Genomic DNA, 25,695 nt, shown 5'->3' with positions numbered 1-25,695 from the left:
CACCAGCACCAACTGTACGGCCACCTTCACGGATAGCGAAGCGTAAACCTTCGTCCATCGCGATTGGGCAGATTAGTTCTACAGTCATCTTGATGTTATCACCAGGCATTACCATTTCAACGCCGTCTGGTAACTGTACGTCACCTGTTACGTCAGTTGTACGGAAGTAGAACTGTGGACGGTAACCTTTGAAGAATGGAGTGTGACGACCACCTTCATCTTTAGAAAGTACGTATACTTCTGAAGTGAACTTCGTGTGTGGAGTGATTGAACCAGGCTTAGCTAGTACTTGACCACGTTCAACGTCTTCACGCTTAGTACCACGTAGAAGTGCACCGATGTTCTCACCCGCACGACCTTCGTCTAGAAGCTTACGGAACATCTCAACACCTGTACAAGTTGTCTTCGTAGTTTCTTTGATACCTACGATTTCAACTTCGTCATTCACGTTGATGATACCAGCTTCAACACGGCCAGTTACAACAGTACCACGACCTTGGATTGAGAATACGTCTTCGATAGGCATGATGAATGGCTTATCGATGTCACGCTCTGGCTCTGGGATGTAAGAATCTAGTGCTTCTGCAAGCTCAACGATTTTGTCTTCCCACTCTTTCTCGCCTTCTAACGCTTTAAGCGCTGAACCTTGGATTAGTGGTAAGTCATCACCTGGGAAGTCGTACTCAGAAAGAAGTTCACGAACTTCCATCTCAACTAGCTCAAGTAGCTCTTCGTCGTCAACCATGTCACATTTGTTCATGAATACGATGATGTAAGGTACACCAACCTGACGAGAAAGTAGGATGTGCTCACGAGTTTGTGGCATAGGACCGTCAGTCGCAGCAACTACTAGGATTGCGCCGTCCATTTGAGCAGCACCAGTGATCATGTTTTTAACATAATCGGCGTGTCCTGGACAGTCTACGTGTGCGTAGTGACGAGTTGGAGTATCGTACTCAACGTGTGAAGTTGAGATTGTGATACCACGCTCACGCTCTTCTGGAGCGTTATCGATTGATGCGAAGTCTTTAGCTACACCACCGTATACTTTTGCAAGTACGTTAGTGATTGCTGCTGTTAGAGTTGTTTTACCGTGGTCAACGTGGCCGATTGTACCAACGTTTACGTGCGGTTTTACGCGTTCAAACTTTTCTTTTGCCATGACGGAACCTATCAGTTTTGTGTATCTAGATTACATATGAAAATAATCCACCGAGGGTAGATTAATTTAATTTTTTCAAATTTCAAATAGTTTTTTCTGACAGATAAAGGAAGAAATTAAGATGAGTTCTCGATACTGGTGCTGATAGGCAGATTTGAACTGCCGACCTCACCCTTACCAAGGGTGCGCTCTACCAACTGAGCTATATCAGCAACACCAGAAGTCTGGAGCGGGCAGCGGGAATCGAACCCGCATCATCAGCTTGGAAGGCTGAGGTAATAGCCATTATACGATGCCCGCATAGGAACCTGTTCTTAAACTACCTCTAACCGTCAAGAATAAAGTGGTGGAGGGAGCTGGATTCGAACCAGCGAAGGCTGAGCCGTCAGATTTACAGTCTGATCCCTTTGGCCGCTCGGGAACCCCTCCACGAAAATTCTTTACTAAGTCACTTCCGGTAAAAGGAAAGTGGTGCCGACTATCCGAGTTGAACGGATGACCTACTGATTACAAGTCAGTTGCTCTACCAACTGAGCTAAGTCGGCACTGCTTTAGTACGGGGCGAGATTCTAAGGTAAGGTTTATTGTGATGCAACCATAAAATTAAAAAAAATGTGAATTTATGTGTTAAACGCTCACTATTCAGGCAAAAACCCGTATTTTTACTGCTTTATAGCTAATTCACGCCAGTAATTCAGTCCTTTAAACACGAGCAAGCTGTCAAACTTAGCATCTATATATGTATCTGCTAACAATTTGCCATAACCACCAGCAAATAATAACTGACAACTCTGTTGGTTAAGATGTTGTTTTGCTTGCTCGATTGCACCAAGAGTAGCAACCATAGCGCCATTTTTTAGGCCATTTGGCGTATTACGCCCTAACTCAGTCGTAAATGGGGTTTGCTCATCATCAAACACGCGTTGCGTATTTTGGGTAAGTGATGAGGTCATTAAATCAAGGCCTGGTAAGATCCAGCCTCCTAGATGCGCGCCTTCTTTATTAAGCACATCAATTGTCGTTGCTGTACCGGCATCGATAATAATGCAGTTTTGCTCGGGATATTCTACATACGCAGCGATCACCGCGAGCCAGCGATCAATTCCTAGGTTTTGAAACTGCTGATAGGCACAGGTTAACGTAGCGAGTTTTGCTGTGACCTCTGCTTCAAAGTAAGGAACAGCATGTTGCTGCGCCTGTGCTAATAACGGTTTAAGTAGCGCTGTACTACCTACGCAGGCATAGACCAGCTCTGTTATTTGTGACCAAGGTAAATTGCTGAGTTCACAGCTTTGGTAATCCTTGCCATCAAACAAAACGGCTTTAATTGCGGTATTGCCAACATCCACTAATAGTTTCATAGCTCAGCCTTACGTAATGAAATTTCACCACCATAATAACTTTTCACTTCGCCGTCTTGGCGAATACGCACGCCACCTTGGTTATCAATTCCTTCGCAAATACCACGCCAGCTACGATGCCCCGTGTTTAGCTCAACACACTCACCTGCAAATGCATTTAATTGATTCCACTGTAGATACATATCGTTTAAACCCGATTGCTGATACTGAGCTAAACGTTTTTCTAAATAAAAGCATAAATAGGCCACCAGCTTGTTTTTATCTAACCCCTGCACATGCTGACTTAAGTCAGTCCATGCTTGATCTATGTGTTGGCTAACACTTTCTGGCATATGTAAATTGATACCTATACCTATTACAAGCTGACAAGGACCTTGTGGTTGGCCGTCAAGTTCAACTAATACGCCCGCTAATTTTTCACGGTTCAAGTAGATATCATTTGGCCACTTAAGCTCTACATCTAATTGATATAAGGCTTTAAGCGTATCGTAAACAGCAAGCCCAACAGCAATAGAGACCCCCATAGCAGCTTGCAAACCATCATCCAAACGCCAAAAGTAACTAAAGTATAAGTTTGCGCCAAATGGAGATTGCCAAACGCGCCCACGGCGCCCTCTTCCCGCTTGCTGCATTTCTGCAACTAATACGCTTCCAGATGGCAGAGATACTTCTGTTTGCAAACGGCGCATTAACTCACTGTTGGTTGAGTCAATAATAGGCTGCACTTCAACATTAGCGGTGCTGCCACCTAACTCATTATAATGCAGACCGATCTTTTCTTTGTTCATTAAGCCTGCACTATTATTTAGGCAATACCCTTTACCCGTAACCTTAAATATATCGAGCCCCATCTCCTGCAAAGAGTGAATATGTTTACCCACTGCTGCACGGCTAATACCGAGCTGCTCGCCCAATTGCTGACCAGAAATAAAACCACCGGTATTTAGAGCTTGTAAAATAGCGAGCTTATTTCCATCTGGCGCTTTCATGATGAAGCTCCCGATTCAATATGACACTCATTATCGGCATTGATCAGGCGTACTTCGTGCTGTAAAGCAATCTGATATTTATGCCAAACCTGTTGTTGTACATGCTTTACCATGGCAATTAAGTCATCACCTGTACTATTACCGTGGTTTACTAGCACTAAAGCTTGCTGCTGATGCACTTCAATACCGGCGACCTTAAAGCCTTTTAACCCTGCTTGCTCAATCAACCACCCCGCCGCAACTTTATGATGCTCAGCATCCACAAAGTAATGAGGTAGCTCTGGGTAGCTTTTTAAAAGTAACGCAAGTTGCTCATTCCTGATCACTGGGTTTTTGAAAAAACTGCCTGCATTTGCAAGTTCACTGGGGTTTGGTAGTTTGCTGTTTCTTGTTGTGATGATTTGCTCAAATACCTGCTGTGGAGAGGGTTCTGAAAGCTCTTGCAATGGTCCATAACTCAGTACTGGCTGCCATTTCTTAGGTAACAGCAACCCTACTTGGGTGATCACCGCTTGATTTTTCAGTGCATGCTTGAAGATAGAGTCACGATAGCCAAATTGGCATTCGCCTTTAGTTAAGCGCTTTATGGTTTTGGTGGCAATATCAAAGTATTCGACATAACTCACAAACTTTTCAAGCTCTACACCGTAAGCACCTATATTTTGCACTGGTGCAGCACCAACAGTCCCAGGTATTAAAGCAAGGTTTTCAAGCCCAGGCATATCATTAGCAATAGTCATAGCAACTAATTGGTGCCAGTTTTCTCCGGCTGCAATGTGCAATAAAAAGCCATCGCTTTGCTGCTCTATATCTATGCCCTTCGTATTCATGTGGATCACAGAACCTTGGTAGTCAGATAAAAACACCGTATTACTGCCTTCACCTAAAATACAAAATGGCCCAGAAAAGTCTGTGCTTAAAAGCTGATTCATTTCATCAATTTGATAAAAATGCTGGCATTGGCTTGGCAAAGAAAAGGTATGAAAAGATTGCAGGGACTGGGCCACAAAACGCCTCAAAGGTTACCGGTAACTAATCGCATTAGTGTAACCTATCGTCGCAAAATACGCATTAGATTGTAAAAATCACTCAACCCACTGCACTAATCATGTTATAAAACGGGCTCTTTTTCATTTCCGTTCCAGGGTTATTATGAAGTTTAAACCATTACTTTTAAGTCTTGCTATGGCCGGTGCTTGCTCTCAAGCAACTGCAGATGCAATCAGCCAGCACACTTACGCAAACTTAGATGACGTAACAACCACTCACCTACTACTAGATTTAGATGTTGATTTTGATGACAAACAACTAGAAGGTTTTGTTGAGCACACGCTAGATTGGCATAACGCAACAAGCAAAACACTGGTACTTGATACACGCGATTTAGATATCGACAAAGTAATGTATCAAGATCAAAATGGCAGCTGGCACAAAGCTGACTTCACCCTTGCTGCACGTGATGACGTGAAGGGCTCAAAATTAACAATTAAATTTAAAAGCCAAGCGGTTAAAGCACGTATTTACTACAACAGCCGCCCAGAAGCTTCAGGTTTACAGTGGTTAACGCCAGAGCAAACAGCCAGTAAATCACACCCATTTATGTACAGCCAATCACAAGCAATTCATGCTCGTAGTTGGATCCCAGTACAAGATACGCCAGCAATGCGCGTAACCTACTCGGCACGTATTCACACTCCTAAAGACATTCGTGCGGTAATGAGTGCTGATAACAAAGATGCACTTTATAAGGACGGCGATTATCTCTTTAATATGCCACAACCAATTTCGCCATACTTAATCGCAATTGGTGCTGGTAATTTAGAATTTAAAGCTATGTCTAAGCAAACGGGTATCTTTGCTGAGCCAACAATTTTAGATGCATCAGTTGCTGAGTTTAACGACACGCAAGCGATGATCGATAAAACTAACGCGATGTACGGCGAATACGCATGGGGTCGTTATGACTTATTAATGCTACCGCCAAGCTTCCCATTTGGTGGCATGGAAAACCCACGTTTATCATTCATCACACCAACGGTTGTTGCTGGCGATAAAAGCTTAGTAAACCTAATTGCTCACGAGCTTGCTCACTCTTGGTCTGGTAACTTAGTGACTAATGCGACTTGGGAAGATTTATGGCTAAATGAAGGTTTCACGTCTTACGTTGAAAACCGCATTATGGAAGAAGTGTTTGGTCGTGACCGTGCAGTTATGGAACAAGCGCTTGATGCAGCCGGCTTACGTGCATTACTTAAAACTCTACCAGCACCAGATACGCGTCTTAATTTAAAACTTAATGGCCGCGATCCTGATGATGCATTTAGCTCAGTGCCTTACACTAAAGGTCAGCTTTTCTTAATCTATCTAGAAAACAAATTTGGCCGTGATAAGTTTGACCCATTCGTAAAGGGTTACTTTGACCAATTTGCGTTTAAGTCTCTTACAACAGCGCAATTTGTTACTTACTTAAAAGCTAACTTGATCGACAAATACCCAGGCGTTGTGAGCATGGATAAAGTTAATGAGTGGATCTTTGAGCCTGGTTTACCAAGCGATGCTCCTAACCCAACGTCTGATGCCTTCGATAAAGTTGATGCTGTAACCAAAACATGGTTAAACGGTGAGATCAGTGCAGCCCAGTTACCAACAGCGGATTGGTCAGTTCACGAGTGGCTACACTTTTTGAATAACCTACCTCGCGATTTAAGCATCGAAAAAATGACTGAACTTGATAATCAATTCAACCTAACACAGTCAACTAATGCAGAGCGTGCTTTCGCATGGTTTATGCTAGCGGTAGGTAATGGTTATCAACCAATTTACCCTGCGCTTGATGAACACCTATCAGGCATCGGTCGTCGTAAATTAATTGTGCCACTCTATAAAGCACTTATTAAAAACGGTAAAAAAGACTGGGCGCATGATGTGTACTTAAAAGCACGTCCGGGTTACCACCCACTTGCACAAGGTACTGTTGACGACTTATTTGCAAAGTAAGTCATCAAACACAAAAAAGGCGCTGCAATCAGCGCCTTTTTTAATTATTTTATTAGTTACTTACTTTTTGTAAGAACGCACGGCGCTCTTCAGGGCTTGCTTGTTGCCACCAAAACTCAAGCATCGCAGCCGCACTTGGCGTATTTTTCAAACCCGCTTGTCCGCCGGGTACTTTTGCAGGCAATGTGACAGGGACTGCTGTCACAGGCTTGTTGCTTGTACTTGTAGCAGCAACTGGGGCACTGGCTACAGCTTGTACAGGCGCGCTAGCTGCACGATAGCTCACTATCGATAGCGGCACAGCAAGTTCACTGCCCTTGGCTTTTAAGCTCACTTGCGGTGATTCAGCAAACACTTCTGCCGCAACAGCATTACTGGCACGATTAAACACTAGGTCATAGTCTTTGCCACTCTCTACCGTAAGCTCAACCCAAAATGGCTCTGACTCAACAACTTGATGGTCATCATAACCTTGCTCGTAAAGATCGGTATATTTCATCTTCACTTGGTAAGTACCAGGGGCAAGCTCAACATCGTCAACACGACTGAAAAACGACTGTTCAATTAGGCGCTCTCCAACTTGTAAGGGTACAAACTCTTCGGGAAAGTGAATAGTCTCAGCTACACTGCTGAAACTATTAAATAGCATTAACGCACTACTCAGTAATACTAACTTACGCATGTTCACTCCTTGGTTGTTCAACTTGCGGCAGTTTCAGTTTGACACTGCAAATAAAGTTTGTCATTAGTGGGCGGTCATTTAACCACATTTATAAGAGAGCTAAGTATGAGCCAAGAGACTATTTTTACAAAGATTATTAACCGAGAGATCCCAGCTGATATTGTTTATGAGGACGATCTATCTTTAGCTTTTAAAGATATTAACCCACAAGCCCCTTTTCATGTGCTGATCATCCCAAAAACGCCAATAGCGACGATTAATGATGTTACGGAAGAAAACGCCGCTTTAGTCGGTCACTTATATGTAGTTGCTGCAAAACTCGCTAAACAATTTGGCTTTAGTGAAGACGGATTTCGCGTCGTAATGAACTGTAATGACCACGGCGGACAAACTGTGTACCATATACACCTACACATGTTAGCAGGTAAAGAAATGGGCTGGCCTCCATATCAGGACAAGAAAAAAACAGCAATCTAATACTTTAACATGTAAACAAATGTAAAAAGTAGCACAAACATATTATTTTTAGCTATAATAAATATATATCAGTTAGTTAACATATTGCGATTAGTTAACTAACTGTAATTTTTGACACAAAACAGACACAAACTGTACTTTTCCTGCACAACTCTCAGAAATTTCTAATACGAAAGGGGTGGATTGCGTGATAGGATTTAACTGTCAACTTTATTCAAGAGTGTATATATATGAGTAGTTCAGCCTTTTTATTATTAGATCCAGAGCCAATTAACACTATTGGCATTAACGTATTAGAGCCATTGTTAAAAACACAAGGACTAGCAGTGACATCTGGTACTGATATCTCTGAAGTACCAGAAGGAACACGCTTGTTATTTATTGAAACGTCAAGCACAGATCCGTGGGGCAAGTTAAAAGAGCAGCTAGTTAATTTACGATTAAAATGCGATATCGTGCTGTTTAACCTAGATGAAAACCCTGAACTTGCAAACCGTGCTCTATTAAGTGGTATTCGTGGTGTGTTTTACACAACAGATAATGCTGATGTGTTAATGAAAGGCATTCGTTTATTACTTGAAGATCAACTATGGTATCGCCGCGACATCATGTGTAATGCACTAAATCGTATGTTGCAGTTCAATAAAGACGCACTCCACAAATTGACAGATGGTGACATCGAACCGGTTAAACTTACTAAACGTGAAAAAGCAATTATCTCACTAATGAGTAAAGGTTCGAAAAATAAAGAAATTGCTGAAGACTTAAGCATCAGCCCACATACAGTTAAAACTCACTTATATAGTGCATTTAGAAAAACTAAATGTCGTAACCGTATCGAGCTATTGTCTTGGGCACAGCAGAATATTCCAGACGAAATTCGCTAAACTAAACATCCTACAAGTTAAAACAGACGCAGCCGCGTCTGTTTTTGTTTCTGGTTGCTAAACACTGTAATTGACTTTATGCTCAAACTGATTGCAAAACACCGGAAATACAATGCTCGACTCAGCCACTTTATATTACGCCAGTGCTGCCATGATGGCAGTGATGACTCTTCTTAATTACCTTACATGGCGAACCAATAATAATACTCCGGGCACCTTACTCTATATTTTCTACCCTCTAGTGATGTTTGCATCGGTAATGAGTTTTGCATTGCATGGTCATATCAATAATATTGCCAGTGTTGCTATCGCAAACACCCTACTCTTTAGTGCTTCCATTATTCATGTACTTGCGATTTGCCAATTTTTAAATGCCAAATGCGTTGGCTTTAAAACCTTTGTTGCGATAACGGTGGCGCTCGCGATTACCATGATTTACCTTGCCACTGATAGCGCAGAGTTACGTAGTCGAATTTTGGTTTCTGATCTTCAGCATATAGTTGAAGCCTTGTTTTTACTGGCATTATTTATTCGAAATGGCCGTAAAAGTTACCCTAATGGCAGTATTGTCTACATTTTAATTCTCAGCATTATTCTGGCTATATTTACAGGCCGAACCTTAATGATGGGAGATGTCACAACAGCAAGCTTATTGTCAGCGGATTGGTTTAGTATCACTTTATTTATTAATGGTGTTATTGCGCCGATGTTTTATGCAACTGGTATGGCACTATTATGTAATGAACGCCGCGAACAAAACCTCAATCAGTTAGCTGAAAAAGCTCATAAAGACTTAGAAATTCGTGGTTTATTCCTATCAACTATCAGCCATGAAATACGTACGCCGTTAAATGGCATTTTGGGTAGTGCACAGCTAATCATGAATCAGTCGAGTGACCCACGTGACAAACCTTATTGTGAAGCAATAATTAACTCAGCTGAGTCGCTAAACTTACTGGTCGATAAAGTACTCGATTACGCCAGCCTTGATCAGCGTGATGAAGCGCTCTACGAAGAAGACGTCGAGTTTAAAACCTGGCTCAATAACCTGTGCCTTTTACTCAGCCCTTTAGCAGAGCAAAAACATTTAAAGTTTGAACTTATATATAACTTGCCCGATCAAGCATGTTATTACTGCGACCAACAAAAACTCAGACAAGTTATTATTAACTTAGTAGGTAATGCGATTAAGTTTACCGACCATGGAGCAGTAAAAATCCAAGTAAAACTGCTCAATGAAGGGCAATTAGATCACCTTGTTCGCATTAGTGTTATTGACTCAGGCCCTGGTATTGAAGATGAAGAAATTGCATACCTAACAGAACCTTATGTTCAAAGCAGCGCAGGTAAAGAAAAAGGTGGTACAGGCCTTGGCTTAGCAATCACCAGCCGCTTATTGGAAAAGCTAGGCAGCAAGCTCAATATCGAGAGTGAACTTAATAAAGGTAGTACTTTCAGCTTTGATATTCCGCTTGCCATTGGTGAGCTTAGTCTTGTTGAGCAGCGTCACCAATCAAAAGATTATGTTACTGGTCTAGACGTGTTATTAGTTGAAGACCTCGACTTAAACCAAAAAATTGCCATTGAATTTATGGCCGATGACGAGCACAAGATTAAGCTTGCAAAAGATGGTACTAGTGCCATTGAACTAATGCAAAAACATCACTTTGATGTGGTATTACTCGATATGAATTTGCCTGATTTAACAGGCCAAGAAGTGCTGAAAAAGCTAAAAAATATCGACCATTTAAACCAGCGAACCCCGGTGTTAGCGTTCACCGCGAGTCTTAGCCCTGATGAAATAAAAGAATACTTAGCACTTGGCATCAAAGACATTGTTGGCAAACCAATTAAGCAACAAAAACTACGCCAAGCACTTAGTGATTCACAAAGTAATCAAGCAGCAAGCATTGCTGTTGAGCTGCGCGATACACTCTATGATGAAACAGCCGCAGCGACTCTTGTCAGCTCATTCAGTGAAGATGAAGTGTCATCGATTTACAACGAGTTTGTATTGTCAGCCAGAAACAAACTAATCCGCTGCCAACAGCTCGTCGAGGACGATAAAGAGCAGTGCATCAAGCTACTGCACCGCCAAGCCAGCACGGCTTTACAACTAGGCTTTAACCGCTATGGTTTAGAGCTTAAGAAAATCGAGCGTAAACTGCTCGACAACAAGCCTTTAAAGGAATCACTAACCGACGCATTAGTCCTATGGCAAGAAAGCCTACAAGCCTACTTAAAGCATGTTAGAAGTGAGTTAGCATAGGAGCTCCTAGCTCCTAGCGAGACTAATCCCTATTAGCCTCAAGCAAGCGACATTTGTCATATGCCTAGAAATTCTCCCTCTCCCATGCCTGAAAGCTCCGAACTCCCCTAACAAACTTGATCCAAATCAACTATTGAATCGCCTTATTTAGCATCAGGAAAATAGCTTGATCTGGATCATATCAGCCGCCCTCAAGCCAGCCTATGATTAACTCATAGACATTAGGAGGCACAACCATGAACGTATTCTTCAGAGATTTTTTTAGCGACCCAGTTTTATTTATGTCATTCGGCATTTTGGCAGTTGTTATCGTTTTATGCCTTTTCTATGTTGGTTTCTTTATTAAGAAAATACACGACGCAGAAGTTCCTAAGTAAGAATTAAGCACGACGCACAAAGCCCCTATCCAATTTATTGTTTAGGGGCTTTTTATTTGCAGCTAGCTAAAATCTTGTAGCGGTTCTCAAAAAGCAAAAACTTGCTACAATAGGCGCTTATTTTGTTTCGAAAGTGTCAGCTATGTTACCTGAGTTTAAGCCTGCGTGGTGGATGCGCAATCGCCATTTACAAACCATAATGCCGCGCTTTTTTCGCCCTTTTCATAATACCCGCTACGACTTATCGACAATCGATACTCCAGATGGCGACTTTTTAGAACTAGCTTGGGCAACACCTCATAACGAGCAAGCACCCCTCGCTATTGTATTGCACGGTTTAGAAGGCAACATAAATAGCTTTTATGCTAAAGGCATGATGAAAAAACTTAAACAACAAGGCTTTGCTGTTGTATTAATGCATTTTCGAAACTGCTCGCGCGAAGTTAACCGTTTAGCACGTGCTTATCACAGCGGTGAAACAGAAGACCTGCGCTTTTTCATCAACCACCTGAAGAGCAAGTTTCCAAAACGTCCGTTATTTGCCGTGGGCTTTTCGTTAGGTGGTAATGTACTGGCAAAGTATTTAGGTGAGCAAGGTACTAAATCAAACTTAACTGGCGCAGCCGTTGTGTCTGCGCCATTTGACTTGTCATCATCTTGTGAAGTAATTCGCAAAAGCTTAGGCAAGATTTATCAAAAGTATTTGCTCGACCGTATGAAAAAGTCGATGCAAAGAAAGCTGCCACAAATCAAACAGCAAATTAGCCTAACGCCAGAAAAGCTCATGGCGATTGATGACTTATGGCAATTCGATAATATGCTCACGGCACCATTGCATGGCTTTGCCGGTGCTGAAGATTACTATCAGCAAGCGAGTGCAAAACCATTTTTAAAAAGCATTGCAACACCTACGCTGATTGTGCACGCAAAAGATGACCCGATGTTATCAATAAAAGCCGTGCCAGATAGCTTAGATGTGAGTGAACATGTTACGCTGCGCATCTCAGAACAAGGGGGCCATGTCGGATTTATTAGCGGTAAAAACCCTTTTAAGCCCGAATATTGGCTTGAACGAATTGTTCCTGAGTATTTTCAACAATTAGTTAAAAAAGAGCAGTTATGATCATTCCCCACGAACGCCTCGATAAAGAGACTCTGTATAATTTAATCGAAAGTTATGTTTTACGTGAAGGCACTGATTACGGCGAACAAGAATTTAGCATTGAAAGCAAAGTAGCGCAGGTTCATCAACAGCTTAAAAATGGTGAAGCCATGGTGTTTTTTTCTGAGTTACATGAGTCAGTTACGATTATATCCAAAGCTGAATTCATTGCTCTACAAGCTGACCCAGAGTACCAAGCGTCGTTCAACGACTAAACTTGTAAGTTACACTGTAACCCTTCACAATGGCTTTTTAACTTAAAGAGCCATTAAAAAATGAAAAAACTAAGCTCACTGGTTGCCGCAGTTTCTTTGGCCTTAATTGGTCAAGTAAATGCAGATCAGGTTACTGCATCAGATAAAGCCATTAAACTGGCAAAAGACACTATTTTAATCGATACCCATATCGATGTGCCTTACCGTATTCATAACAAGTGGGCTGACGTAACCAAAGCTACAAGCGACGGTGACTTTGATTATCCGCGTGCTGTGCAAGGTGGTTTGAACGCTCCTTTCATGTCAATTTACATTCCTGCAAACCTAGAATTTGAAGGCAAAGGTAAAAGCTATCAATTAGCAAATCAGCTAATCGATTCTATGGAAGCGATTGTGCAACGCGCACCAAGTAAATTCGCTATTGCAGACTCAACTGCCGATATTAAAGAGCAATTTAAACAAGGCAAAATGTCGATTGCTATGGGCATGGAAAACGGCTCACCTATCGAAGGCGACATTAAAAACCTTAAGCATTTTTATGAGCGTGGCGTACGTTACATCACGCTAGCTCACTCACAGAGCAACCACATTTCTGATTCATCTTATGACATCCGTCGTAAGTGGAAAGGCCTGAGCCCATTCGGTAAAGAGCTGGTAAAAGAAATGAACAACATAGGTATGCTGGTTGATGTATCACATATTTCTGATGATGCGTTTTATCAAGTGATGGAAATTTCAAAGGTACCCGTGATTGCTTCACACTCATCACTGCGTAAATACACCCCAGGCTTTGAGCGTAATATGAATGACGACATGCTGTTAGCACTTAAAAAGAATGGGGGTGTTATTCAAATTAACTTCGGTTCAAGCTTTGTTACAGCAAAGGCTGGCTCTTGGTACGATCAACTTAAATCAGCAAAGGCTGAAAAGAAAAAAGACGGTACTAAGCTAAGCAAAGATTTTGATGCAGCTTATCGCGCTAAAAACCCGTTTCCATTTGCAAGCTTAGAACAAGTACTTGATCACATTGACCATGTAGTTGAGCTAATTGGTATCGATTATGTGGGTATTGGCTCAGATTACGATGGTGTAGGCGACTCTCTACCTACTGGCTTAAAAGATGTTTCTAGCTATCCTAACCTTGTGCAAGGTCTAATGGACCGTGGTTATAGTGATAAAGACATCAAAAAGATTTTAAGTGGCAATATGCTACGTGTATGGCAACAAGCTGAAGCATACGCAAAAGCCCATTAATCGACACAAACTCTATTTAAAAGCGCAGCTAACTAGCTGCGCTTTTTATTTTTATCATCATAAGTATTTGATAATACAAATAGCTTGTTTTAATCTGCTGATATTACAAAGCAACTTGGATGATGTGATATGTCAACTTGGCAAGGGAATACTGCGCTGGCATTTGCAAGCATTGCACTTGGCTTATCAATTTATAGCTATACAAAAGTAAACTCGACTGACAAGCCTGTAGTTATTCAGCAAGCAAAACCTAACTTAAAAAAGTTAACCATTCCAGAGCAAGACAGAGAAAATCTAGTTGCCTTACATGGCTATATTTTAGATCTCGAAACACGCATTCACGAGCTTGAAAATCAAGCGCCAACAATTGATCCTGAGCGACTTGCCTCATTAGTTAAACAAGCAATGGAACAGCAAGAAAAAGAGCGACGAGTCGAAATTGAGAAAAGAAATCCAGCGCTTGGCTGGCTAAGTAATTTACCTGATGACTACCGCGAACGCATCAAAGCAGACCCACAATATGCCGACAGCTCAATAAATGAAGCTCTTGCCACCTTACTCAATTTGAGTAAGTCCGAAAATGAGCGCTTAGCAGCCTACGGGCAACTAAAAATGACCCTAGGCATGCTCAGACGCGACTTGGACGACAGCCAAGCAAATGCAGTAATCGATGCCATGATAAGCATTAGCGAATACACTAATGATCCTAAAATTCGTGTCAGTACATTAGAGAATTTATCTCGCCAAAATAACGTATCGCCTAAGCTCGCTGAGCACTTTCAAAAACTGTTACAAACTGACGATAATGATTATGTTCGCAATATTTCTGCCACAGCCCTCATTGGCCAATTTTTCCGTGCAACAAGAGACGGCAACAATAGTTATGCCAGTGATTTAGCAGAACGCATTACCACTCTTGAAAATAGCAGTAATGCAAAAGTTGCCGAAATCATGGCTGAAAACCTAAAAGGCCCACGGTTAAGAGAAGAAATAGATAAAGCGCTGGGGAAATGATTGAAGGTGCTAGGTGCTAGGTGCTAGGTGCTAGGTGCTAGGTGCTAGGTGCTAGGTGCTAGGACAAACTAAATCCCGTTTAACCTATAGCAACTATGATTTTTGTTTTCTTACACTGAAATGAAAGCCCCTTCTCGATCTAATCTGACGTCTGACAGCTGAAAGCTTCCAGCTATTTTTAAAAACAAAAAGCCCCAGCAGATGCCGGGGCTTTTTAGTAAGGAAACTTAATTAAAAATTAAGCTTTCTTTGGACGCTCAACAACGTCTACTAAAGTCCAAGACTTAGTCTTAGAAATAGGAGCACACTCAGAAATAGTAACTACGTCACCAGTTTGAGCTGTGTTGTTTTCGTCATGTACGTGTAGTTTAGTCGTACGTTTGATGAATTTTCCATATACTGGATGCTTCACGTAACGTGCGATAGCAACAGTGAAAGATTTATCCATCTTGTCGCTGATTACACGGCCTTGAAGAGTACGGATTTTATCGCTCATTATTGACCTGCCTTCTGGTTAATAACTGTTTTTACACGCGCGATATCGCGACGTACTGTTCTTAGCGTGTGTGTCTGAGCTAACTGACCAGTGCTTGCTTGCATGCGCAGGTTGAACTGCTCACGAAGAAGTCCTAGAAGTTCAGCATTTAGCTCTTCTACGCTTTTGTCTTTTAGTTCGCTAGCTTTCATTACATCACCGTCCGAGTTACGAAAGTTGTTGTGAATGGTAATTTACGCGCTGCAAGGTTAAATGCTTCACGAGCAAGCTCTTCAGAAACACCTTCCATTTCGTAAAGTACTTTACCAGGTTGAATTTCAGCAACCCAATATTCAACAGAACCTTTACCTTTACCCATACGAACTTCTAATGGTTTGTTCGTAATTGGCTTATCTGGGAATACACGAATCCAGATTTTACCTTGACGCTTTACGTGACGTGTCATAGCACGACGAGCTGCTTCGATTTGACGAGCAGTCATACGGCCACGGCCAGTAGCTTTCAAACCGAAAGTACCGAAGCTTACTTTGTTACCGTTTTGCGCTAAACCGCGGTTGCGGCCTTTGTGCATTTTACGGAATTTTGTACGTTTTGGCTGTAACATTACTCGCTACCTCTACTTAGCACTTTTTTTGGCTTTCTTTGGCGCGCGTTTAGCTGGCTTCTCTTGCTCTTGTACTAGTGGTAAACCACCAATAACTTCGCCTTTGAAGATCCAAACTTTAACACCAATGATACCATAAGTGGTTAAGGCTTCAGAAGTTGCGTAGTCGATATCAGCACGAAGAGTATGTAGAGGTACACGACCTTCACGATACCATTCTGAACGTGCGATCTCAGCACCGCCAAGACGACCGCTAACTTCAACTTTGATACCCTTTGCACCAATGCGCATTGCATTTTGTACCGAACGCTTCATAGCGCGACGGAACATAACACGACGCTCTAGCTGTGACGCAATACCGTCAGCTACTAGTTGTGCATCAAGTTCAGGCTTACGAACTTCAGCGATATTAATCTGAGCCGGAACACCTGCAATCTTAGTTACTGCTTGACGTAGTTTTTCAACGTCTTCGCCTTTTTTACCGATAACAACACCAGGACGAGCTGTGTGAATTGTTACACGGATAGATTTAGCTGGACGCTCGATAACGATTTTAGACACAGAAGCCGCTTTTAATTCCTTAGTAAGGAAAGTACGTACTTTGTGATCGCCAAAAAGCTGATCAGAGAAATCTTTTGAATTCGCGTACCAGGTAGAAACCCAAGGTTTAGAGATACCTAGGCGAATACCAGTAGGATGAACTTTTTGTCCCATTACTTATACTCCTAGCTATCTGAAACCACAACAGTGATGTGGCTTGTACGCTTAAGGATGCGGTCTGCGCGTCCTTTAGCACGTGGCATAATACGCTTCATTGTTGGACCATCGTCCACAAAGATCGTAGTTACACGAAGCTCATCAATGTCAGCACCTTCGTTATGCTCTGCGTTAGCAATAGCAGACTCAAGTACTTTTTTAACTAATACAGCCGCTTTTTTAGGGCTGTACGCCAGGATTTCTAGAGCGCGATCAACCGGAAGTCCGCGGATCTGATCTGCAACTAGACGTGCTTTTTGCGCCGAACCAGAGGCGAATTTATGTTTAGCTAATGCTTGCATTTATCATTCCCCTCTTAACGTTTCTTCGCTTTCTTATCCGCAGCGTGACCGCGGTAAGTACGAGTTGGTGCAAATTCACCTAGTTTGTGACCGATCATTTCGTCTGTGATGAACACAGGAACGTGCTGACGACCATTATGGACAGCGATGGTCAATCCGATCATGTTAGGTATGATCATTGAACGACGGCTCCAAGTTTTAATTGGCTTCTTGTCACCGCTTTCCAACGCTTTCTCTACCTTCTTCAGCAAGTGTAGGTCAATAAAAGGACCTTTCTTGAGAGAACGTGGCATGGCTATTCCTCAACTATTATTTAGTACGACGACGTACGATAAACTTATCAGTACGCTTGTTCTTACGTGTCTTAGCACCTTTAGTCGGCTTACCCCATGGAGACACAGGATGACGACCACCAGATGTACGACCTTCACCACCACCGTGCGGGTGATCTACCGGGTTCATGGCAACACCACGAACTGTCGGACGGATACCACGCCAGCGATTTGCACCAGCTTTACCTAGTGAACGAAGCATATGCTCAGCATTGCCTACTTCACCAAGTGTTGCGCGACAGTCAGCTGGAACTTTACGAACTTCGCCAGAACGAAGACGTAGAGTTACGTATTGACCTTCACGAGCAAGGATTTGAACGTATGCACCAGCAGAACGTGCGATTTGCGCGCCTTTACCTGGTTTTAATTCTACGTTGTGAACAGTCGAACCTACAGGCATGTTACGCATTGGTAACGTGTTACCAGCTTTGATTGGTGCATCAATACCAGATTGGATTGAATCACCAGCTTTTAAGCCTTTAGGTGCAATAATGTAACGACGCTCACCGTCTGCATATAATACAAGAGCGATGTTTGCGCTACGGTTTGGATCATACTCTAGACGCTCAACAACAGCTGGAATGCCATCTTTAGTGCGTTTAAAGTCGATTACACGGTAATGATGCTTATGACCACCACCGATGTGACGAACCGTGATACGACCTTTGTTATTACGACCACCAGACTTAGAGTTTTTCTCTAGTAGTGGTGCGTAAGGTTTACCCTTATGTAGATCTGGGTTAACCACTTTAACCAGGTGACGACGACCCGCAGAAGTTGGTTTACACTTTTGAAGTGCCATAATTCTAACTCCCCTTATTACTCGGCGCCGCCGACAAAGTCTAGCTCGCTACCTTCTTTAAGAGTAACGTAAGCTTTCTTCCAGTCTGAACGACGACCGAAACGCATGCCAGTACGTTTTGTTTTACCCTTAACGTTTAGTGTGCGAACACCAGTTACTTCTACTTCAAAAAGCTTTTCTGCTGCAGCTTTGATTTCAGCTTTAGTTGCATCAGAAGCTACTTTGAAAACAATCGTGTTGTTCTCTTCAGCAGCGATAGTGCTTTTCTCAGAGATGTGTGGAGCAAGGATCACTTTTAAAAGACGTTCTTCACGGATCATGCTAGCGCCTCCTCAAGTTGCTTAACAGCAGCAGCTGTAATAAGTACCTTATCGAAAGCGATTAGGCTTACAGGATCGATACCAGCTACATCACGCGTGTCAACCTTGTATAGGTTACGTGCCGATAAGAAAAGATTCTCATCTACTTCTTCAGTCACGATTAGAACATCTTTAAGCTCAAGTTCTTTAAGCTTAGAAACTAGTTCTTTAGTTTTTGGTGCTTCAAGACCAAACTGTTCAACAACGATTAAACGCTCTTGACGAACTAATTCAGATAAGATGCTTTTGATCGCACCGCGGTACATTTTACGGTTTACTTTTTGGCTGTGATCTTGTGGTTTAGCTGCGAAGCTAACGCCACCTGAACGCCAAATTGGGCTACGAATTGTACCAGCACGTGCACGGCCAGTACCTTTTTGAGACCATGGTTTTTTACCACCACCGCTTACTTCAGAACGTGTCTTCTGAGCACGAGTACCTTGACGAGCACCTGCTGCGTAAGCAACAACTACTTGGTGTACTAATGCTTCGTTAAACTCACGTCCAAAAGTAGCTTCAGAAACTTCAAGAGCGCCAGAAGCGTCTTTAATTGCTAATTCCATCACTAAATCTCCAGGACTTATGCTTTAACAGCTGGTTTAACGATAACGTCACCGCCGATAGCGCCAGGTACTGCACCTTTAACTAAAAGCAGGTTACGCTCAGCGTCAACGCGAACTAGTTCTAAGTTTTGAGTCGTTACACGCTCAGCACCCATGTGACCGGCCATTTTCTTACCTTTAAACACCTTACCAGGTGATTGGTTTTGACCGATTGAACCAGGAGCACGGTGAGATAGAGAGTTACCGTGAGTAGCGTCTTGCATGCTGAAGTTCCAGCGCTTAACACCACCTTGGAAACCTTTACCTTTAGAAGTACCGGTTACGTCAACTTTGTTGATTTCGTTGAATAATTCAACAGTAAGCTCAGCGCCTACTTCAAAATCGCCTTCACCACCATTTAGGCGGAATTCCCACAGACCGCGACCCGCTTCAACACCAGCTTTAGCGAAGTGACCCGCTGCTGCTTTGTTTACACGGCTTGCTTTTTTAGTGCCTGCGGTTACTTGAAGCGCGTTATAACCGTCAGTTGCTTCAGATTTGATCTGAGCAATGCGGTTAGGTGTCGCTTCGATAACTGTCACAGGGATAGATACACCATCTTCAGTGAAGATACGTGTCATACCCACTTTACGACCGACTAGACCTAATGCCATTTTCCTAAAACCTCTCTAATCTTCCGATTAACCCAGGCTGATTTGAACATCAACACCAGCAGCAAGATCTAAACGCATTAGAGCGTCAACAGTCTTGTCAGTTGGTTCTACGATGTCGATCAGACGTTTATGGGTGCGGATTTCGTACTGATCACGCGCGTCTTTGTTAACGTGCGGTGAAGTTAGTACAGTAAAACGTTCAAAGCGTGTAGGTAGTGGGATTGGACCACGTACTTGTGCGCCAGTGCGTTTCGCAGTTTCCACGATTTCCGCCGTTGATTGGTCAATCAAACGGTGGTCAAAAGCTTTTAGGCGAATACGAATGCGTTGATTTGACATTCTTAAACCTCAATATAAAGAGCATTTAAAAAGAGCATAAAAAAACGACCGAAACAATCTTAATAACTAAGATGTCGGCTGCTTTCTTATATCTACGATGAATTCCAAATCGGAATTCCTGTTTATTAGCTTGAAATCCAAGCTTAATCTTTCCTTCCAAGTTCCCGAGGGAATTTTGAAAGCCTGCGTATTATAGATAGATTGGTGATAAATGCAACAACTATTTTGAAAATCTCAAAGGTCTAAATTAAATTTTGTTTAACTTTCGAACTTTATCAATAACATTAGCGTCTTTAAATTATACTTGTGCGAGTAAAGAGGCTAGAAAATCGCTTTTAAATGGTCAGTCCAGTTAATAATTGTTATTCTATGCCGCTTATTTTTGACCAGACTCGGTCTATTTAATATCTACTAATAACTTTGGTGAGTTGATGCGTATCATTAATCGTTGTTTAAATTTCATTTCTGCCGGTATGAACCGCTTGTTTGTAAAAAGTAAGGTGCTGCCAGAAAATCCGATTGAACAATACAACCTAAACCCAGCCAACCCTACTTTTTATATTGTTAGGCTAAATGCACGCTCTGATTTAGCGGCACTGGCAAGGGTATGTAAAAAATACGGCTTACCTAACCCGACCGAAGAGCAGTTATTAGGTAATGCAGAACTTGATCGCTTTATCGGTATTCAAAACCCACCACCGCTATTTGGTAACAAAAGCAAACCAAGCAATGCCCTGCAGCAAGGCAAACAAATTATTGACCACCTGATGCAATCAGGTGAGAAAAACGTCCAAGTGATCCCGGTGACGATTTTATGGGGTCGTAATCCGGGCAAAGAAAAGCCAGGTTTAGGTACTTTGGTGTCTCATTCATTAACACCCAGCTGGTTTCGTAAATTCTTTGTGTTGCTATTTTCTGGGCGCGATAACTTTATTCGCTTTAGTCAGCCGCTCGATTTATCGTTATTGGTCAATGAAAAAGCTGAGGTTGATGAACTACCACATAAGCTTTTACGTGTAGCCCGCGTGCACTTTCGTCGTCAAAAATTGGCAGCGACAGGCCCGAAAATGCCATCACGTGAGCAGCTATTTAATTCGCTTCTTGCCTCACCAACAATAAAAAAAGCAATTCAAATAGAAGCGAAAGAAAAAAACATCAGCCAAGAGCAAGCTCGCCAAAATGCGCTGAAGCTACTTGATGAGATTGCCGCCAATTATAGCGATGCCACCATTCGTGTTGCAGACCGTATTTTAACTTGGCTGTGGAATAAGCTTTATAACGGGATTGATATTAAGTTTTCTGAGCAGGTGCATGAGCTTACAGATAAAGGCCACGAGATTATCTATATGCCATGTCACCGCTCGCACATGGATTACTTATTGCTGACCTATTCTATTTACCATTTAGGCTTAGTTCCGCCACATATCGCTGCGGGTATCAACTTAAACTTCTTCCCAGCAGGGGGGATTTTCCGTCGCAGTGGTGCTTTCTTTATTCGCCGCTCATTCGCGGGCAATAAACTGTATTCGTCAGTATTTAAAGAGTACCTGAGCCAGTTATTTATTAAAGGCTATTCAGTAAAGTTTTACACTGAAGGTGGTCGTAGCCGTACTGGTCGCTTGTTACCGCCAAAAACAGGTATGCTCGCCATGACATTACAAGCTATGTTACGTGGCATAGACCGCCCTATTTCAATTGTGCCTGTATACATTGGTTATGAGCACGTAATGGAAATTAATACTTACTTAAAAGAGCTTGCCGGTAACGATAAAAAAGGTGAGTCGGTATTAGGTATCTTTAAGGCAATTAAAAACCTTAAAAACTATGGTCGTGGTTATTTAAACTTTGGCGACCCTATATCGATAAACCAATATCTCAATGATCAACAACCTGATTGGCGAGAGTCGATTCACCCAACTGATGTTCAGAAACCACAATGGCTTGGACCACAAGTCGCTAACCTCGCTGATAAGGTAATGGTTAATATTAATAGCGCCGCTGCACTCAATGCAGTGAATCTACTTGCGATGATATTACTGGTAAATGATAAACACGCGTTAAGTAAACCTAAGCTGATTGCTCAGCTTGAGTTTTATTTACATTTACAGCGAAGCGCAAGCTACAGCGAAAAGGTGACCACACCAGACGAAAGCGCCGAGCAGCTGCTAGAGCATGCACTTAAACTTAATAAGTTTGATGTGATCAGTGATGAGTTTGGCGAAATTATCGCGATTAACGATAAAGAAAAAACACTATTCAACTACTACCGTAATAACGTGTTGCACTTATTTGCAGTACCGAGCTTATTGGCGCTGCATTTATTCAAAGCACATCAAACTACCATGGCTGATTGCCAAGCCTTGATTGCACGTTTTTACCCACTGTTTGCCAAAGAGTGGTTCTTGCATGAGTTAGATGAAAACTACATTACGCGTGTTCTCGCTAGTTTCGTTGATCAAGACCTGATTGAAATTGATGGCGATAATATCAAGATCACTAACAGCAACGATTGCTTAGCGAAACTCGAAATGCTCGGTCGCGCCCTAAGCTTAACACTGCAACGCTACGCTATCGTGGTTGGCTTTATTCAAACTAGCAGTGGTATTGAGCGTGAAGAACTTGAACATGAAAGCCAAGTGTTAGCTGAGCGCTTAGGTACCTTGCACGGCATTAAAACCCCTGAGTTCTTCGACAAAAAAGTACTTATTGGTTTTATTTCAAGCTTGCGAGAGCAAAAGCTAATTACCGAAACAGAGCAAGGCTTAACGGGTAGCAATGAGCTGTGTGAAGTGTATTTATATCTTAAAGCATTGCTGCCAGCACGGGTCTGGCAGTCAATTGACGATATAGTGCAAAGCCAAGCTCAGCACGTAAAAGATTAACGCTGACGCATAACCCCTTCTTGGATCGTTGAGGCAACCAAATTGCCTTGACGGTCAAAGAACTGACCTCGCACCAAACCACGACCAGAGCTCGCACTTGGGCTATCAATCGAATATAAAATCCAATCGTCTAGTCTAAACGGGCGGTGAAACCACATTGCATGGTCAATCGTTGCAACCTGCATATTCGGCTGCATAAACGATACGCCGTGCGGCTGTAATGCAGTTGGTAAAAACTCAAAGTCAGATGCATACGCAAGTAAGTAATTATGAATGCGCTGATCGTCAGGCATCTCACCATTAGCTTTAAACCAAATATGCTTAACTGGCTCCATCACTTGTGGTTTGAATGGGTTATGAAAGGTCACAGGACGCATTTCAATTGGTACTTCTCGGATGAACTTATTTCGAATTGGTTCAGGAATAAGCTCTGCATTTGCTTGGTAAAATTCAAGCGATGACTTTAATTCTTCAGGCTGTGGTACATCAGGCATCTGCGCTTGGTGTGATAAGCCCTCTTCTTCACCTTGGAAAGAAGCAGTCATGTAAAAAATCGGCTTACCATATTGAATTGCTTTTACACGGCGAGTACTAAAACTTTTACCATCACGGATATTTTCTACATCATAGACAATCGGCTTTGCAGCATCACCCGGGCGCAAAAAGTAAGAGTGTAAAGAGTGAACAATACGCCCTTGTGGTAATGTTTCTTTTGCGGCAGATAGAGCTTGGCCCATTACTTGGCCACCGAATACAGCTCTAAATCCTAAATCTTGGCTTTGCCCGCGATACAAGCCTTGCTCAATCTCTTCTAACGACATTAATGACAGTAGGTCATCTAATACTTGGCTCATTTATTTATCCTCAATCCCGACAAGCGTTTAATGATACTATAGACTAATTGGAAGTAAATCTTTGTAAGAGCACCTCATTATGGCTTATTGGCTTTTTAAAACCGAACCCGATGCATTTTCAATTGATGATCTAAAAAACGCACCTGAGCAAACCTCTATGTGGGATGGCGTGCGTAATTATCAAGCCCGCAACTTTCTGCGCGATGGTATCAAGCAAGGTGACTTGGTAATGATTTATCATTCAAGTTGTAAACAGGTGGGTGTTGCAGGTATCGCTACGGTGACTCGCGAAGCTTATGCCGACCCAACACAGTTTGATTTAAATAGCGATTACTACGATGCCAAAGCAACTGCTGATAACCCGCGCTGGTTTGTAGTCGATGTGCAATACCAATTACACCTTAAAAAGCTAGTTAGCCTGCAGGCGATTAAAGCCAATGAGTCAATTACCGAAATCGCTCTTAAAAAAGGCGGCCGATTGTCAGTAATGCCTGTCACCGAACATGACTGGCAACAGATCATCGCAATGAGCGAGGGCTAAGCATATAAAGTAGCGGCCATTTTTAATTAGCTGCTATTTTTGCTATAATTTTGCCCCTTTATTTTAGAGGTAACGTGGGGGATGTATGAAATTATTGTATTGGTTAGAGGAATGGACCAATCTCCCACGCGATGAGCAACAAAGCCGTGTTCCTATGACTGGTGGTGATTTGCTCGGTGATGTTTATGTGAAATACCATATCATTGATGCCAATAAGCCCCTGCTAATTACCTTCTCTCCTGCTGGAACAAATTATCAAGAACATGATATCAATGATGATTTTTCGCCTTGGGCTTATAAGCTCGCGAAAAAGCAAGATGTGAATATCATCGCCTTTCAACATTTAGGCATTAGCAACTGGTTTAGGCACCGTAATCTGTTGTTTTTTATTGAACAGCTAGCACCACTGATTGGCGGGTTCAAAGAGCGGTTAGGTTATGGATTGAGTCGAGGAGGCTTTGCCGTTGGCGCCTTTGCCAATCTATTAAAGCTAGACAAGGTTTTACTCTTTCACCCAGTTAGCACAAAAAACAAAGAAAAAGCGCCATGGGATGACCGTTCAAGTACCGACATCGCGCAAAAATTTGATTGGAACGGTGACTACCACGATTTAGATTTAGGCCATGCAAAGGGTTATATTATTTACGACCCAACGAATCGCATCGACCGAGCTCATGCTAAACGTTACCCACAACTAACCCACTTACGCGTGTTTGGTATGGGCCATAGTGTTCATGCAACATATTTAAATAAGTTTGGCTTTTATAAAGATGTTGCTGTTGATTTTATTAGCCACCAGCAAGTTGATATAGCCCAATTCCGCCAGCAAACCAAAACGCTGCGCTTTAAAGAAGATTATTATCGTCGTCTAAACAAGGCAAACAAGAGTTCGCCACATCGTTTAGCCTTACTAAGCACCGCGCATACAATTTTAGCTGAAGAAAAAGCCGAGCACATGCAAGAGCAAAAAGATGCGATTGATGTGCAACCGCTGATTGATGTTGCAATCAAACATCAAGATGAGCACCCAAACGATGCAATTAAGGTCTTAGAAGTGGCTCAGCAACTCTCACCCGATGATCCTGTGATAGATCATAAACTAAAACAGTTGAAGTGACACAGCTGCTGTCAGCTTTAGGTCAGTTAACCCTTAGGTTTTACTTTGCGATGCTTTTTGACCCGCCCGTGTTTAGGGATGATTGTTAAGTACATTACCAAAGCTAACCACGAAAAGAAGATGATACCTATTAACCAAGCATTCTTTTCGTGGCCTTGAGTGCGTTTACTATTGAGCACAATGACCACAGGTAAAATGTAGGCACTGAGTACAATAATTAAAAACACAACTTCGTTCATAAATACCAAT

At 42.3% G+C, this 25,695-nt stretch carries 30 protein-coding genes and 4 tRNA genes; 12 read left to right on the top strand and 22 right to left on the bottom strand.

Annotated features, from left to right (window positions below; genetic code table 11):
- The 8 genes from tuf to murB all read right to left on the bottom strand — a co-directional run.
- Positions 1–1,162 (bottom strand): elongation factor Tu (gene tuf, locus PASHI_RS04330; RefSeq protein WP_062564381.1); only part of this gene is annotated, 1,162 nt, incomplete at its 3' end.
- 136 nt (positions 1,163–1,298) lie between these two features.
- Positions 1,299–1,374: transfer RNA gene (locus tag PASHI_RS04325), tRNA-Thr, on the bottom strand.
- Positions 1,375–1,387: 13 nt separating this feature from the next.
- Positions 1,388–1,462, bottom strand: a tRNA-Gly gene (locus PASHI_RS04320).
- A 44-nt stretch (positions 1,463–1,506) separates the two neighbouring features.
- A tRNA-Tyr gene (locus tag PASHI_RS04315) sits at positions 1,507–1,591 on the bottom strand.
- Positions 1,592–1,631: 40 nt separating this feature from the next.
- Positions 1,632–1,707, bottom strand: a tRNA-Thr gene (locus tag PASHI_RS04310).
- Between the two features lie 117 nt (positions 1,708–1,824).
- Entirely contained in the window at positions 1,825–2,523 is a 699-nt protein-coding gene (locus PASHI_RS04305; RefSeq protein WP_062564702.1) for a type III pantothenate kinase, read from the bottom strand.
- Complete coding sequence (gene birA / locus PASHI_RS04300; RefSeq protein WP_062564701.1) at positions 2,520–3,512, bottom strand: bifunctional biotin--[acetyl-CoA-carboxylase] ligase/biotin operon repressor BirA; 993 nt, start codon at positions 3,510–3,512, stop codon at positions 2,520–2,522. The genes PASHI_RS04305 and birA overlap by 4 nt, the downstream gene beginning before the upstream one ends.
- Complete coding sequence (gene murB, locus PASHI_RS04295; protein ID WP_062564700.1) at positions 3,509–4,519, bottom strand: UDP-N-acetylmuramate dehydrogenase; 1,011 nt, start codon at positions 4,517–4,519, stop codon at positions 3,509–3,511. The genes birA and murB overlap by 4 nt, the downstream gene beginning before the upstream one ends.
- A 145-nt stretch (positions 4,520–4,664) precedes the next feature.
- Between murB and PASHI_RS04290 the strand changes: the two genes are divergently transcribed.
- On the top strand, positions 4,665–6,509 hold the full coding sequence (locus PASHI_RS04290) for a M1 family metallopeptidase (RefSeq protein WP_062564699.1): 1,845 nt from the start codon (positions 4,665–4,667) through the stop codon (positions 6,507–6,509).
- A 52-nt stretch (positions 6,510–6,561) separates the two neighbouring features.
- Here the strand turns inward: PASHI_RS04290 and PASHI_RS04285 are convergent, their stop codons facing one another.
- Positions 6,562–7,191 (bottom strand): DUF2057 domain-containing protein, encoded by a 630-nt coding sequence (locus PASHI_RS04285; RefSeq protein ID WP_062564698.1) that lies wholly within the window; start codon positions 7,189–7,191, stop codon positions 6,562–6,564.
- Positions 7,192–7,296: 105 nt separating this feature from the next.
- Between PASHI_RS04285 and PASHI_RS04280 the strand changes: the two genes are divergently transcribed.
- The 8 genes from PASHI_RS04280 (at position 7,297) to PASHI_RS04250 (ending at position 14,846) form a co-directional block, all read left to right on the top strand.
- Positions 7,297–7,668: a histidine triad nucleotide-binding protein gene (locus tag PASHI_RS04280; protein WP_062564697.1), complete on the top strand. Its 372-nt coding sequence runs from the start codon at positions 7,297–7,299 to the stop codon at positions 7,666–7,668.
- 230 nt (positions 7,669–7,898) lie between these two features.
- The gene (locus PASHI_RS04275) at positions 7,899–8,555 is read left to right on the top strand and encodes a helix-turn-helix transcriptional regulator (protein ID WP_054563917.1); all 657 of its coding nucleotides are present in this window, start codon (positions 7,899–7,901) and stop codon (positions 8,553–8,555) included.
- 112 nt (positions 8,556–8,667) lie between these two features.
- Positions 8,668–10,824, top strand: a complete 2,157-nt coding sequence (locus tag PASHI_RS04270; RefSeq protein WP_062564696.1) for an ATP-binding protein — start codon at positions 8,668–8,670, stop codon at positions 10,822–10,824.
- 236 nt (positions 10,825–11,060) lie between these two features.
- Complete coding sequence (locus PASHI_RS21975) at positions 11,061–11,201, top strand: DUF3149 domain-containing protein (RefSeq protein WP_119852677.1); 141 nt, start codon at positions 11,061–11,063, stop codon at positions 11,199–11,201.
- A gap of 142 nt (positions 11,202–11,343) precedes the next feature.
- The gene (locus tag PASHI_RS04265; protein ID WP_062564695.1) at positions 11,344–12,324 is read left to right on the top strand and encodes a hydrolase; all 981 of its coding nucleotides are present in this window, start codon (positions 11,344–11,346) and stop codon (positions 12,322–12,324) included.
- Positions 12,321–12,578, top strand: coding sequence for a YheU family protein (locus PASHI_RS04260; protein WP_054554495.1), 258 nt, complete (start codon positions 12,321–12,323; stop codon positions 12,576–12,578). The genes PASHI_RS04265 and PASHI_RS04260 overlap by 4 nt, the downstream gene beginning before the upstream one ends.
- A 60-nt stretch (positions 12,579–12,638) precedes the next feature.
- Positions 12,639–13,832 (top strand): dipeptidase, encoded by a 1,194-nt coding sequence (locus tag PASHI_RS04255; RefSeq protein ID WP_062564694.1) that lies wholly within the window; start codon positions 12,639–12,641, stop codon positions 13,830–13,832.
- 129 nt (positions 13,833–13,961) lie between these two features.
- Positions 13,962–14,846, top strand: a complete 885-nt coding sequence (locus PASHI_RS04250; protein WP_062564693.1) for a hypothetical protein — start codon at positions 13,962–13,964, stop codon at positions 14,844–14,846.
- A gap of 238 nt (positions 14,847–15,084) precedes the next feature.
- Here the strand turns inward: PASHI_RS04250 and rpsQ are convergent, their stop codons facing one another.
- From rpsQ to rpsJ, 11 genes are read right to left on the bottom strand one after another with little or no spacing between them, the layout of a single operon-like run.
- A complete protein-coding gene (gene rpsQ, locus PASHI_RS04245) occupies positions 15,085–15,342 on the bottom strand; it encodes a 30S ribosomal protein S17 (RefSeq protein WP_054552372.1) in 258 nt (85 codons plus the stop codon).
- Positions 15,342–15,533: a 50S ribosomal protein L29 gene (gene rpmC, locus PASHI_RS04240; protein WP_054552371.1), complete on the bottom strand. Its 192-nt coding sequence runs from the start codon at positions 15,531–15,533 to the stop codon at positions 15,342–15,344. The genes rpsQ and rpmC overlap by 1 nt, the downstream gene beginning before the upstream one ends.
- Positions 15,533–15,946 carry a 50S ribosomal protein L16 gene (rplP, locus tag PASHI_RS04235; RefSeq protein ID WP_036974208.1) on the bottom strand — a complete coding sequence of 138 codons (414 nt, stop codon included), beginning with the start codon at positions 15,944–15,946 and terminating at the stop codon, positions 15,533–15,535. The genes rpmC and rplP overlap by 1 nt, the downstream gene beginning before the upstream one ends.
- 12 nt (positions 15,947–15,958) lie before the next feature.
- On the bottom strand, positions 15,959–16,660 hold the full coding sequence (gene rpsC / locus PASHI_RS04230; RefSeq protein ID WP_054552370.1) for a 30S ribosomal protein S3: 702 nt from the start codon (positions 16,658–16,660) through the stop codon (positions 15,959–15,961).
- Between the two features lie 11 nt (positions 16,661–16,671).
- Positions 16,672–17,004 (bottom strand): 50S ribosomal protein L22, encoded by a 333-nt coding sequence (gene rplV, locus PASHI_RS04225; RefSeq protein WP_004588690.1) that lies wholly within the window; start codon positions 17,002–17,004, stop codon positions 16,672–16,674.
- Positions 17,005–17,018: 14 nt separating this feature from the next.
- The gene (gene rpsS, locus PASHI_RS04220; protein ID WP_010376377.1) at positions 17,019–17,297 is read right to left on the bottom strand and encodes a 30S ribosomal protein S19; all 279 of its coding nucleotides are present in this window, start codon (positions 17,295–17,297) and stop codon (positions 17,019–17,021) included.
- A gap of 16 nt (positions 17,298–17,313) precedes the next feature.
- The gene (gene rplB / locus PASHI_RS04215) at positions 17,314–18,138 is read right to left on the bottom strand and encodes a 50S ribosomal protein L2 (RefSeq protein WP_054552369.1); all 825 of its coding nucleotides are present in this window, start codon (positions 18,136–18,138) and stop codon (positions 17,314–17,316) included.
- Positions 18,139–18,155: 17 nt separating this feature from the next.
- A complete protein-coding gene (gene rplW, locus PASHI_RS04210) occupies positions 18,156–18,458 on the bottom strand; it encodes a 50S ribosomal protein L23 (RefSeq protein ID WP_054552368.1) in 303 nt (100 codons plus the stop codon).
- Positions 18,455–19,060, bottom strand: coding sequence for a 50S ribosomal protein L4 (gene rplD, locus PASHI_RS04205; protein WP_054552367.1), 606 nt, complete (start codon positions 19,058–19,060; stop codon positions 18,455–18,457). Before rplD ends, rplW begins: the two co-directional genes overlap by 4 nt.
- Positions 19,061–19,077: 17 nt before the next feature.
- A complete protein-coding gene (gene rplC / locus PASHI_RS04200) occupies positions 19,078–19,713 on the bottom strand; it encodes a 50S ribosomal protein L3 (protein WP_036974218.1) in 636 nt (211 codons plus the stop codon).
- Between the two features lie 27 nt (positions 19,714–19,740).
- Positions 19,741–20,052, bottom strand: coding sequence for a 30S ribosomal protein S10 (gene rpsJ, locus PASHI_RS04195; RefSeq protein WP_002957900.1), 312 nt, complete (start codon positions 20,050–20,052; stop codon positions 19,741–19,743).
- 431 nt (positions 20,053–20,483) lie between these two features.
- On the opposite strand from rpsJ, the gene plsB reads away from it, so the two are divergent.
- The gene (gene plsB / locus PASHI_RS04190) at positions 20,484–22,934 is read left to right on the top strand and encodes a glycerol-3-phosphate 1-O-acyltransferase PlsB (protein WP_062564692.1); all 2,451 of its coding nucleotides are present in this window, start codon (positions 20,484–20,486) and stop codon (positions 22,932–22,934) included.
- Here the strand turns inward: plsB and tesB are convergent.
- A complete protein-coding gene (tesB, locus tag PASHI_RS04185) occupies positions 22,931–23,788 on the bottom strand; it encodes an acyl-CoA thioesterase II (protein WP_054552365.1) in 858 nt (285 codons plus the stop codon). The two genes, plsB and tesB, sit on opposite strands and share 4 nt — an antisense overlap.
- A gap of 79 nt (positions 23,789–23,867) precedes the next feature.
- Between tesB and PASHI_RS04180 the strand changes: the two genes are divergently transcribed.
- Together PASHI_RS04180 and PASHI_RS04175 are read left to right on the top strand one after the other, a co-directional pair.
- Entirely contained in the window at positions 23,868–24,329 is a 462-nt protein-coding gene (locus PASHI_RS04180) for an EVE domain-containing protein (RefSeq protein WP_062564691.1), read from the top strand.
- 85 nt (positions 24,330–24,414) lie between these two features.
- The gene (locus PASHI_RS04175) at positions 24,415–25,446 is read left to right on the top strand and encodes a hypothetical protein (RefSeq protein WP_055199361.1); all 1,032 of its coding nucleotides are present in this window, start codon (positions 24,415–24,417) and stop codon (positions 25,444–25,446) included.
- Positions 25,447–25,472: 26 nt separating this feature from the next.
- Here the strand turns inward: PASHI_RS04175 and PASHI_RS22050 are convergent, their stop codons facing one another.
- Positions 25,473–25,685: a hypothetical protein gene (locus PASHI_RS22050; RefSeq protein WP_054563926.1), complete on the bottom strand. Its 213-nt coding sequence runs from the start codon at positions 25,683–25,685 to the stop codon at positions 25,473–25,475.
- Positions 25,686–25,695: the final 10 nt, after the last annotated feature.

The organism is Pseudoalteromonas shioyasakiensis, from assembly GCF_001550135.1.
GTDB lineage: Bacteria > Pseudomonadota > Gammaproteobacteria > Enterobacterales > Alteromonadaceae > Pseudoalteromonas > Pseudoalteromonas shioyasakiensis.
This window is presented reverse-complemented; position numbering and strand designations above follow the sequence as displayed.